Annotated in this window: 10 protein-coding genes and 1 pseudogene; 2 read left to right on the top strand and 9 right to left on the bottom strand. The window is 57.8% G+C overall.

Annotated elements, in window-relative coordinates; all coding sequences use genetic code 11:
- Both OEL49_RS17185 and OEL49_RS17190 read left to right on the top strand, forming a co-directional pair.
- Positions 1-1,880 (top strand): annotated as a pseudogene (locus OEL49_RS17185) (heme utilization protein); the annotation flags it as partial.
- Positions 1,881-1,955: 75 nt separating this feature from the next.
- Positions 1,956-3,365, top strand: coding sequence for an HlyD family type I secretion periplasmic adaptor subunit (locus OEL49_RS17190; protein ID WP_014236859.1), 1,410 nt, complete (start codon positions 1,956-1,958; stop codon positions 3,363-3,365).
- Positions 3,366-3,424: 59 nt separating this feature from the next.
- Here OEL49_RS17190 and OEL49_RS17195 read toward each other — a convergent pair whose 3' ends face one another.
- The 9 genes from OEL49_RS17195 to OEL49_RS17235 form a co-directional block, all read right to left on the bottom strand.
- Positions 3,425-4,237, bottom strand: a complete 813-nt coding sequence (locus OEL49_RS17195) for a flagellar brake protein (protein WP_014236860.1) — start codon at positions 4,235-4,237, stop codon at positions 3,425-3,427.
- Positions 4,238-4,303: 66 nt separating this feature from the next.
- Positions 4,304-4,624 (bottom strand): EscU/YscU/HrcU family type III secretion system export apparatus switch protein, encoded by a 321-nt coding sequence (locus tag OEL49_RS17200; protein WP_014236861.1) that lies wholly within the window; start codon positions 4,622-4,624, stop codon positions 4,304-4,306.
- Positions 4,602-5,780 carry a flagellar hook-length control protein FliK gene (locus tag OEL49_RS17205; RefSeq protein WP_287875927.1) on the bottom strand — a complete coding sequence of 393 codons (1,179 nt, stop codon included), beginning with the start codon at positions 5,778-5,780 and terminating at the stop codon, positions 4,602-4,604. Before OEL49_RS17205 ends, OEL49_RS17200 begins: the two co-directional genes overlap by 23 nt.
- A 68-nt stretch (positions 5,781-5,848) precedes the next feature.
- Positions 5,849-6,184 carry a flagellar protein FliT gene (locus OEL49_RS17210; RefSeq protein WP_287875929.1) on the bottom strand — a complete coding sequence of 112 codons (336 nt, stop codon included), beginning with the start codon at positions 6,182-6,184 and terminating at the stop codon, positions 5,849-5,851.
- Positions 6,185-6,188: 4 nt separating this feature from the next.
- Positions 6,189-6,632: a flagellar export chaperone FliS gene (gene fliS / locus OEL49_RS17215; protein ID WP_014236864.1), complete on the bottom strand. Its 444-nt coding sequence runs from the start codon at positions 6,630-6,632 to the stop codon at positions 6,189-6,191.
- Positions 6,633-6,664: 32 nt separating this feature from the next.
- Positions 6,665-8,002: a flagellar filament capping protein FliD gene (gene fliD / locus OEL49_RS17220; protein ID WP_014236865.1), complete on the bottom strand. Its 1,338-nt coding sequence runs from the start codon at positions 8,000-8,002 to the stop codon at positions 6,665-6,667.
- Between the two features lie 36 nt (positions 8,003-8,038).
- Entirely contained in the window at positions 8,039-8,440 is a 402-nt protein-coding gene (locus tag OEL49_RS17225; protein WP_287875932.1) for a flagellar protein FlaG, read from the bottom strand.
- 89 nt (positions 8,441-8,529) lie between these two features.
- Positions 8,530-9,384, bottom strand: coding sequence for a flagellin (locus OEL49_RS17230; RefSeq protein WP_014236867.1), 855 nt, complete (start codon positions 9,382-9,384; stop codon positions 8,530-8,532).
- Between the two features lie 243 nt (positions 9,385-9,627).
- Positions 9,628-10,488 (bottom strand): flagellin, encoded by an 861-nt coding sequence (locus tag OEL49_RS17235; RefSeq protein ID WP_014236868.1) that lies wholly within the window; start codon positions 10,486-10,488, stop codon positions 9,628-9,630.
- Between the last annotated feature and the right edge of the window lie 36 nt (positions 10,489-10,524).

The raw sequence follows: 10,524 nt of genomic DNA on the forward strand, positions 1-10,524 counted from the left end.
CCACGGAACAGGTGGTGGCGCTGACCTCGAGCCAGATCGGTGCGTTGAAGACCAGCCAGGTAGGGGCCCTGACGACGGCCCAGGTAGTGGCGATCGAAACGGGTGACCTGACGGCGCTGAACACGGCCGCGGTGGCTGCCCTGACGACGGCTGCGGTGGCTGCCCTGACCACGGAGCAACTGGGTGTGCTGACGACGGCCCAGGTGCGTGCGCTGGAAACCCGCGATGTGGTGGTGCTGACCACGGATCAGGTGGTGGCCCTCAGCTCTGCCCAGGTGGAAGCCCTGAGCACCACACAGGTTAGTGTTCTGACCACCGCACAGATTGTGGCGATCGAAACCACCGATATTTCGGCCCTGTCCGTCAATTCCGTGGCTGCTTTGGGTACGGATCAGGTGACGGCTCTGACGACCGATCAGATCGCCGTGCTGACGACGACACAGATCCGGGCGCTGGAAACCCGCGATGTGGCGGTACTGACCACTGAGCAGGTGGTGGCTCTGACCTCCGCGCAAGTAGGGGCGCTGACCACGGCAGAAATCGGAGCATTGAGTACGGCAGCGGTTGCCGCCATTGAGACCAGCGATCTGCAGGCACTGACTACTGCCCAGGTTGCTGCGCTTTCGACGGCCCAGGTGCTGGCACTGACGACCGAGCAGCTGACCGTGATGAGTACGCTGCAGATTGCGGCCCTGGAAACGCGTGATCTGGTGGTTCTGACCACGGAGCAGGTGTCCGTGCTGGATACTGCCCAGATTGCTGCGCTGACATCGGCCCAGGTTGGAGCTCTTTCGACGAGCCAGCTGACCTCGCTTTCCACGGATCAGGTCACCGCCCTGGAAACCACGGACCTGATGGCCCTCAGCACTGTGCAGATTCAGAGTCTGACCACGGACCAGATCGTTGCGCTGACGACGTCCCAGATTGAAGCCTTGACCACGACTCAGTCCTGCGCGCTGACTTCCACCCAGGTGGGAGCCCTGACGACCGAGCAGATGCCTCATCTGGCCTCGCTGACGCCGTTGGTGCTGGATCTGGATGGAGATGGCATCCATACCCTGAACATCAGTGCCGGTGTCACTTTCGACCTGCGGGCCGTGGGTGAGCAGTCGAGCGTGGGCTGGATTTCCTCCAAGGACGGCTTCCTGGCGATCGATCGCAACCACGACGGCGCCATCAACGATGGCAGCGAGTTGTTCGGTAGCAGCACCAAGCTGGCGGATGGCAGCAACGCGGTGGATGGCTTCCAGGCACTGCAAACCATGGATAGCAACAAGGATGGTGTCGTGGATGCCAAGGATGCCGGATTCGCCGATCTGCGAGTTTGGGTGGATGCCAACCAAGACGGCGTATCCCAGTCCTCCGAGCTGCACACGCTGGCCGATCTGGGGATTACCAGCCTGAATCTTGGGGCTACCCGGACGGTCGACGGTGACAACGGCAACGTGATTGGTCTGGTTTCCAGCTACACCACGGCAGATGGTCAAACCCATGAGCTGTCCGACGTCTGGCTGCAGATTGGCGCAGGGCAGAATCGGGTCATCGACCTCTCCGCCCTGGATCAGGCTGTGGTTGAACAAGGCAACTTGGGCCAGATCAACCTTGCCGGTAACGGTGGAAATGGCGATCTGCTGATCGTGAATGCCCAGGATGTGCTGAAGTTTGGTGTAACCGACCTGGTGCAAAACGCCCAGACCGGCGAGGGCCATGTGCAGATCGTGGTCAAGGGCGATGCCAATGACACTGTGCAGCTCAACAACTCCCAGGGCCAATGGGCGGATGGTGGCGTGACCGTGATTGATGGTGTCACCTATCACATCTATACCCAGGGAGATGCCCAGTTGCTGATTGGTGCCAATCTTCACCAAGTCACCGGCTAATTGCCTCTGGCATTGAAAACACCGGCTCTCGGGCCGGTGTTTTTTTTGGTGGGCAATCATTGCCACCCGATTAGAATGAACACCCTGCTACGGCTGAAGGTATTTATGTCGCTTGGATCCCTGCTGTTGCGTCTGAAGACAACCGTAACTTCTCTTCTACCGCCCCCTCCCCTGGCCGACGACGCATTGCCAACCGATACGGAAAGGCCGCTAAGGATCGGCATCTGGGGGCTGGCAATAGGCTTTGGCGGTCTGCTTCTCTGGGCTACCCTGGCGCCACTGGATGAAGGGGTGCCGACCCAGGGGGTGGTGTCGATTGATACCAAGCGTAAGACGATCCAGCACCTGCTTGGTGGCCGTATCAGGGAGGTCTACGTCAAGGAAGGCCAATACGTGCAGGCTAACGAGTTGCTGCTGAAGCTCGAGGATGCCAATGCCCGGGCCAACTACGAGGCGGTTCGTCAGCACTATCTGAGTTTGCGTTCGGTGGAGGGCAGGCTGCTGGCGGAGCAGTCAGGGGCGACCAAGATCAGTTTTCACGAAGATATCCTGAAATATGCGGACGACCCCCTGGTCCGGCAGCAGATGGCTACCCAGGAGCAGTTGCTGCAGTCCCGCAGATTGGCCTACGAGGCCGAACAGCAGGCAATGCGGGAGGCCATCCGTGGCCAGGAGGCCCAGGTCACGGGCTATGGGGGCATGATCGAGAGCCGCCGGAACCAGCTGCGCTTGCTGGAAAAGGAGCTGAAGAGCATCAGCGACTTGGTGAAGCAGGGCTTCATGGCTAGGACCAGGCAACTGGAGCTGGAGCGTAATGCCGCAGAGGTCAGCAGCATCCTGGCGGACCTGAATGGCAACCTGATCAAGTCGCGTCAGGGCATCGCCGAAGTGAAAATGCGCCTGATCCAGCGCCAGCAGGAATACCGCAAGGAGGTGGATACCCTGCTGGCCGACGTGCAGCGCGACGTTCAGGTCGACGAGGACAAGTTGCGGGCGGTGACCGAGGAACTGGAGCACACGGAGATTCGTTCTCCGGTTGCCGGGCAGGTGGTCGGTCTGGTGACCCAGACTGTTGGCGGTGTCGTCCAGGCCGCCCAGCGGTTGATGGATATCGTGCCGGTTGACGAACCCCTGTTGCTGGAGGCCAAGGTACCCCCCCACCTGATTGACCGTATCAAGGTGGGCCTGCCGACTGATGTCCGTTTCACCACCTTTGCCCATTCTCCCCAGTTGCTGGTGGAAGGGACCATCCAGTCGATTTCGGCAGACCTTATTACAGAAAATCAGCCCAGTTCCGGCCAGCCGACTTCCTATTACCTGGTGCGTATTTCCATTTCTCCCGAAGGCATGAAAAAGCTGGGCAACCGCAATCTGCAGCCCGGCATGGCGGCAGAGGTGGTCATCAAGACCGGTGAGCGTTCGGTACTTACCTACCTTCTGCATCCCCTGACCAAGCGTATCGCCGCCTCGATGAAGGAGGAGTGAGTCTTCCGTAGGCAAAAAAAAGGCACCCTCGGGTGCCTTTTTTATTAATGGTAGATTGCTTATTCCAGTCCGCTGATCCGGGCTTTGCGCTCCCGTTCGATCCGGGTGATGTAGCGCTGAATCATGGTCAGCCGGGTTCCCGGAAGATCAACGTACTCGCAACCGATGCGCAGGTACTGACTGCCGGTCTTGGTGGTGACCGGGAACGAGTTGCGCACGGAAAGGGCTGTGACCAGCTGTCCTTCCTCGGGCAGGGTGAACTTGCAGTCGCGGAAAACATTACCGATGGCAAAGGTTTCACCCATGGACAATGGCAGCATGAGACCGATACCACCACCGCTGATGTCCAGCATGTTGGCTTCGATAGTGGTCTTGGTGCCATCCGCCAGAATGACGTCCACCGACACCTTGATGGGATTGGCTATGGGGGTGGTAAGGCGGTAATACTCGCGGCGCTGCAGGCGCAGCAGGGTCTCGGGCAGCTTGCCGCCAAAGGCGGTACGCCCCTCGAAGGTCGTCTGCGTAAGGCCTTTCAGGCTGAACTGAATCTTGACCTTGTCCAGGGTCGTGGTGAATACCAGCTTGTCGGCTTGCAGGGCGCGGCGATTCATTTCGTCGTCGCTGCCGTAGTCGAATATCAGGGAATTCCCGTCGGCACCGATGTGGTTCAACGAGGTGAGCAGGAAGGAGTTACCACCGTCAAAATAAACGGTGATCATCACCCCTTTTTGCACCAGCGCCTTGAGTACGAAAAGAATTTCTGCCTTGGAGTAAAGCAGGTAGCGACTGTAATTGTCGTCGTCTTCGACGTCTAGGTGGTGTGGCACAGGATGGGCTTCCGGCTCTAAGGGCTCGCTTGCCTTGTCAGTCATGGTTTATTCGGTTTTCTCGGCAAGGCTGAAGTGTAAACAAAAGCAGCAAACTAGAGAATTGCATTATTACTCAGTTTGCTCCCTTGGGGCTTGGAATAACGGTGGCGGCGAGTTGTCGCCGTGCTCCAGTCGATAGAGCCAGGCCAGCAGTTCGGCGATGGCCCGGTAGAGCTGAGGGGGGATGCGCTCGTCCAGATCCACCTGCATGAGCAAGGCCACCAGCTCGGGCGATTCATGCACATAGACCCCATGTTCCTTGGCCCGGTTGATGATGGCCTGGGCCACCGCTCCCCGGCCTTTGGCGACCACCCTGGGGGCAGCATCGGTCTCCAGATAGGCCAGAGCGACGGCGCTACGGCGGTCCTCAGGGGGTGGTGTCTGGTTCATTCTTATCAACCATGAAGCCGCCTAAGGTGAGTCCGGCCGCTTCAAACTGGCTGGCAAGTCCCTGACCGTGACCGCGCAGTTGTTCCCGGGTTTCCGGGTTGGCCGCGGTCAAATGCAGCGAAATCTGGTGACCTGTCAGTCCGATACGAGCCTGAATTTCCCCCAGATGGGGGAGATTCAGGCGCAGACGGGTGTTCCATGTACTAGCCGGTTCGCCGTCTTCATCCTGTGCCCCATTTCGACCATCTTCTTCCACCATTTCCCATAACATTTCCTGTCCAGGCCAGATTTGGCCGTGCCAGATATAAGTGTTGCTGGCTAGGGACTCCAATTGCTGTCGAATTAAGGGAACTAGATCGGCTGCAAGTCCGGGGGGCGTGTTGCTGGTGGTTTGCGTTGTATTGCCGGTGAATGTTTGGGGAGGGGGAAGGGGTTGGGTGCCGGTGGGCTCATCCGCCTTCTGTGGTGCCACGGGGATGGTGGGGGTATTGCTGGTCGCAGGCTGCTGAGACTGCGACTGCGGTTGAGGTACGGAGGGGGGCTCTTGTCTGGAGGGCGCTGCTGGCGGCGATTGACTGGCTCCTGCCTGAGCCTGCGGTTCCTTGAGTAACTCGGCCAGATTAAATTGGCCGCTCGTCCAACGGGCTTGGTGTGCTTCGTAAAAGAGGCCGCTAGTGCTGATAGCTTGCTTGAGTAAAGGCGCAAGTTGTTCAGCGGGGAGTTTGGGGTTGGCAAGGAGTGGTTGATTACCGTTGAGAGGGGTGGCCCGCTCTTGGGGTTTGTCTGGGGCATCCGTCAGCAGTGTGGCAATAAGCTGGCCGGCGCGGCTGAGAGAGGTCGAGGCGGAACTTTCTGCTGTGGTTTCCTGCCTGGGGTTGGCGATGACCGCGAGGGCCGTCCGACCATTGTTTTCTACCACTTCCATTTCCAGCGAATCCCCACTTTTCGCTGAGAAGGGAAGCGCCAGCGTAACCTCTCGCTGGGCAATCATTGCCCGATAGGTTCCATTAGGTAGTGCGGCCTGAATGTCGGCCAGAATCCGTTGTCCGGGAACAAGCTCGGACAACAGGTCGGAAACGGCCTGGCTTGGCGCGACCTGTTGGATTGATGCATCCAGCCGGACGCGAGGGAGATTGACGAGGTCGGACGGAATCATGGCAGAGGCCAGGATCTCAAATTAAATGCTGGAGCGGGGCACTACCAGTGTGCCCCAGAGAATCTGACCTATGGCGCCAGGTAGGTGTTTTGGAGGCGTCTGGAAGTCTTGATGCTGCCCAGTTTCTCATCCAGTTCTCCCATCCAGCGCTCGGCCAAACTCCTGGTTTCTTCATCCAATGAAAGAATGGACTTGATGGTCGTTTCTGACTGCGCCTGCTCAGCAGGGCTTAGAGGGGAGGGGCCTGCTTCTAATTGACTGCGCAAGGCGGCCACCAACTGCCGTCTCTCCAGTTCCTTGTCTACCAGCGCGTCCCATTCCTCTGCCCTGGCGTACTCGTGCATTTGCTTGGATGTCGCGAGAATCGCATCGTACAGAGCGAGAATTTCTTCGCTGTTCGCCATGCTTTTAGGCCTTGGTCAGGACGTTACCGTCATTGGGGGCGGTACTGTCGTCATCAATGCCATCGGCAGTGCCTTTTGCCAGTACTTCCCATGCGCCGAGCAGTTCCCTCAGCAGTGCGGTTACTTCATCCAGGATGGCCGGATCATTCTTGAGGTTGGCAGTGCTCAAACGTTGCACCATGTAGAGGTACAGGTCGTTAAGGGAGACGGCGATGTCTCCACCTTGACTGAACTCTAGCGCATTGCGGAGGCCTTCGATAATGTCGATGGCCTTGTTGATGAATTGTGCCTTCTGGGCAATGTTCCGCCTCTCCATCTCGCCTTTGGCCGATGCAATTGCGGAGATGGCGCCTTCATAGAGAAGAACGACCAACTGGACGGGGTTGGCCGTACTGACAGCCGTTTCGACCTTTACCTGGGCGTAAGCCCGAACCCCTTGGTTAAACATGTGATGCCTTTCTGAAACGCTGGACGGTCATCTTAACCTAACAGAGAGGTGAGATAACTGCTGGTGTTCTTCATGGTGCCCATCAGAGAATCCAGGTTTGCATACTGACGCCGCAGACGGGTTTCCATGTTCTCAAGCCGGACATTTTCCCGCTCCATGTTGGTATCAAGAATTTTGATCCGGGAGTTGAGGCCCTTAATTCGAGAGTCCACCAGGCCATCGTTGGTGAGCATGTTGGAAGCGGTGTCATAGAGCCGGTGGGCAAAACCGCGTTCCGTATCGGTGAAGAGGGATACGACGTTACCCGAATTGGTTTCCAGCGCTTTTGTGAATGCCGTGCTATCCAAGGACAGAGTGCCGTCTTTTTTGAAACTGATGCCAACCTGGGCCAAGTAGTTCAGGTCATTTCCGGCAATCTTTGCCGGGTCATTGAAAACGTTCTGCAGTTGATAAATGACCGAGGTGGCCGAGTTGTCGGCTTCAAGGGTGCCACCCTTCTGGTGTTGGCTGTTTACGGTGCTGGCCAGCTTGTTATAGGCGGAAATGAAGTCATTGATTTTCTTGGTGATGGCTTCGGTATCCCGTGCAACCGTCAGGTTGACCGTTTTGGTGCTATCGGCGCTGGCCAGATTAAGGGTGACCCCATCCACTACATCGGTAATGGTATTGGTGGAGCGCTCAACCTCCAGGCCATTGAGCGACAGCTTTGCGTTCTTTGCATCCTGGGTCTGGGTAAATCCACCCAAGGCAGTTTCCAGTGCCGCATCAATGGAAACGGCGTTATCCACGCCTTGTTTCGTGGATGCAATCACCAGCTTATATTGGGGGGCTGCCGAGGTGCCGGCATTGATGACGCTGGCTTTGGCGAGGGACTGGGTGGCGGTCTTGCCGCTTTCCGTCACTGTCGCCGCGTTGATCTTGTCGCGGATGGTCTCCAGCGAGTCGCTGGCCGTCAGGGCGATATCAAAGCTTTTGCCACCAGCAGACAAAGTGAACGTTCCATCTGCGCCGACTGCGGCTTTGGAGTCAGTCTGGGCGGCAGATGCCCGCACACCGGCCTGTGCCAGTTGAGAAATCTTTATGTCGTAGCTACCCGGGGTGGCCGTATTGGTAGCAGTTGCATTCAGAAGAGAGGTATTGGAAGACGTAGCCTTGGCTGCGGCAAAGTCCATGTCCAGCTTCAGGCCAGAGACAGCGGTCTTGAATGCATCCAAATCGCTCTTGACCTTGCCAAAGGCGCTCAACTGATCGTTGAACGTCTGCTTCTTGGCAGTAAGCGAGTTGAGCGGCTGACGCTCAAGCTGAAGTAGCTGGCTTACCAGGCTGTTGACGTCGAGTCCTGAACCAATACCTGCGCTTGAAATGCCCATGTTCGTTCTCCGTTATGCCGCAACACTGAAATGTACTTAAACACGCTCCTTGATCAACAGGCCTTGCAGTTCATCAAGTCGCTTTGCGATAACAAGCATTTCCTGTGCCGGAATCTGGCGAATCACTTCCTTGGTTTTTACATCAATCAGCTTGACCACGCTCGTACCCGTCGCGTCATCGATCGAGAACTGCAAGTCGCTGCGTAAGCCGGCTACGGTTTGATTAGCGCGATGGGTTGCCTCCTGCAGGGCATCCTTTTCTTCGACCGGCTTTTGTTTTTCCTGCTCAGAGATACCAGTGTTCTTCGTGGTGCTGACAGAGGATACATCGGCGGTGGGAATGTCGCGTTTGACAGCAACGGCATCACCAGTTGCGCGGTTGGTTGCCTGGGAGGGGTAGGCAGGGGGTCCGCTGCTATTCAAAGGTTGGATAGTCATTTCCAGCTCCTCTACACGGCATAGCCGGAGTGGCTTCGAGCCAAGCTCGCCGCCACTCCGGCTAAATACTGCTAGCTACTTTACGCGGCTTAGCGCAGGAGGGTCAGCGCACCCTGGGGCACGGTGTTCGCCTGGGCCAGAATTGCCGTACCAGCTTGTTGCAGAATCTGGTTACGGGTCAGCTGGGCGGTTTCTGCAGCGAAGTCGGCGTCGATCAGGCGGCTCTTGGAAGCGCTGAGGTTTTCCACATAGTTTTGCAGGTTGGACACCACGGCTTCGAAGCGGTTTTGCACGGAACCGAAAGTTGCGCGGATGTTGGCGATCTGAGCGATGTCGGCGTCGAGCTTGTTGATTGCAGCAGAGGCGCCGCCGGAAGTCGTCACATTGACGGTACCGGTTGCAGTCAGGGTGCCGCTGTATGCGTTCAGGCCGGCTGCACCGTTCTGCGCCAGGTTGGAGGTATCCACGCTCACTTGGTTGTCGGCAGAACCGCTGAAGCCGACCTGGAAGGTGATGGTGGAGGCGCCGGACAGCAGCTTGGTGCCGTTGAACTCGGTGGTCTGAACGATACGGCTGATTTCCTGAGTCAGCTGGTCCACTTCCTTCTGCAGCTGGCTACGGTTGGTGTCGCTGATGGAGCCGTTGGAGGCTTGCACGGAGATTTCACGAATCCGCTGCAGGTTGTTGGCGATCTGGCCCAGGGCGCCTTCAGCCGTTTGACCGACGGAAATACCGTCGTTGGCGTTGCGGATGGACTGGTTGCCACCGCGGATGGCGCTGGTCAGACCTTCTGCAATAGCGGAACCAGCGGCATCGTCCTTAGCGCTGTTCACACGCAGACCGGAGGACAGGCGCTGGAGAGAAACGGACAGGGATTGGTTGGAAGTCGCCAGGTTCCGCTGTGCGTTCAGGGACGAAATATTGGTGTTGACGATCAAAGCCATGATTATCTCCTTGGTTCCATTGATTATTTACCACTTCGGGTAAAACTTCGGTGGCGAAGCCCGCCGCCTTTGAATCAATTATCGGAGCCGGGGAAGATAACTTTAGGTCTTTTTTTCGAAAACTTTTTTTGCGTGCCTTAAAAAGAAAGAGGCACCCCTCCCGTCTCGCCCCATGCGCCCGTTGCAGGCCCATGAGGGGGGGAAAGGTGCCGCAAATATACTGGTAAGTAGCTGGTCAGCGCATTACTTCAAGAGGGTCAGTGCGCTTTGGGGAACGGTATTGGCTTGAGCCAGGATCGCGGTGCCTGCCTGCTGCAGAATCTGATTGCGAGTCAGTTGGGCGGATTCTGCGGCAAAGTCCGTATCCATGATGCGGCTCTTGGAGGCGCTGAGGTTTTCCACGTAGTTCTGCAGATTGGCGATCACGGCCTCGAAGCGGTTCTGCACGGCACCATAGGTGGAGCGCAGATTGGCGACCTGGGCGATGTCGAAGTCCAGCTTGGACAGGGCAGCGGAGGCGCCAGCGGAGGTGGTGACGTTGATGGTGCCGGTTGCCGTCAGGCCGGCACTGTAGCTGTTCATGCCAGCGGATCCGGCAGCGGTCTGGGCCAGGTTGGTGGTGCTGATGGCCACCTGGTTGTCCGTGGAGCCGCTGTAGCCGATCTGGAAAGTGATGGTGGAAGCGCCGGACAGCAGCTTGGTGCCGTTGAACTCGGTGGTCTGAACGATACGGCTGATTTCCTGGGTCAGCTGATCCACTTCTTTTTGCAGCTGGCTGCGGTTGCTGTTGCTGATGGAACCGTTGGCTGCCTGCACGGAGATTTCACGAATCCGCTGCAGGTTGTTGGCGATCTGCCCCAGGGCGCCTTCGGCCGTTTGACCGACGGAAATACCGTCGTTGGCGTTGCGGATGGCCTGGGTGTTGCCGCGGACGCCGCTGGTGATGCTTTCTGCCACGGCAAGGCCGGCTGCATCGTCTTTGGCGCTGTTAACCCGCAGGCCGGAAGACAGGCGTTGCAGGGACAGGCCGAGGGCGGCGTTGGAGTTGCTCAAATTGCGTTGCGCGTTGAGCGACGCAATATTGGTGTTGACGATGAGTGCCATATTTAGCTCCTTACCAGAGGGCAAAATTGTTTGATA

The organism is Azospira sp., assembly GCF_030247495.1.
Taxonomy (GTDB): domain Bacteria; phylum Pseudomonadota; class Gammaproteobacteria; order Burkholderiales; family Rhodocyclaceae; genus Azospira; species Azospira oryzae.

Excerpts from the sequence above, each read along its gene's own strand:
- OEL49_RS17190 (WP_014236859.1), top strand. The coding sequence starts at position 1,956 with ATGAACACCCTGCTACGGCTGAAGGTATTTATGTCGCTTGGATCCCTG.
- OEL49_RS17195 (WP_014236860.1), bottom strand. The coding sequence starts at position 4,237 with ATGACTGACAAGGCAAGCGAGCCCTTAGAGCCGGAAGCCCATCCTGTG.
- OEL49_RS17200 (WP_014236861.1), bottom strand. The coding sequence starts at position 4,624 with ATGAACCAGACACCACCCCCTGAGGACCGCCGTAGCGCCGTCGCTCTG.
- OEL49_RS17205 (WP_287875927.1), bottom strand. The coding sequence starts at position 5,780 with ATGATTCCGTCCGACCTCGTCAATCTCCCTCGCGTCCGGCTGGATGCA.
- OEL49_RS17210 (WP_287875929.1), bottom strand. The coding sequence starts at position 6,184 with ATGGCGAACAGCGAAGAAATTCTCGCTCTGTACGATGCGATTCTCGCG.
- fliS (WP_014236864.1), bottom strand. The coding sequence starts at position 6,632 with ATGTTTAACCAAGGGGTTCGGGCTTACGCCCAGGTAAAGGTCGAAACG.
- fliD (WP_014236865.1), bottom strand. The coding sequence starts at position 8,002 with ATGGGCATTTCAAGCGCAGGTATTGGTTCAGGACTCGACGTCAACAGC.
- OEL49_RS17225 (WP_287875932.1), bottom strand. The coding sequence starts at position 8,440 with ATGACTATCCAACCTTTGAATAGCAGCGGACCCCCTGCCTACCCCTCC.
- OEL49_RS17230 (WP_014236867.1), bottom strand. The coding sequence starts at position 9,384 with ATGGCTTTGATCGTCAACACCAATATTTCGTCCCTGAACGCACAGCGG.
- OEL49_RS17235 (WP_014236868.1), bottom strand. The coding sequence starts at position 10,488 with ATGGCACTCATCGTCAACACCAATATTGCGTCGCTCAACGCGCAACGC.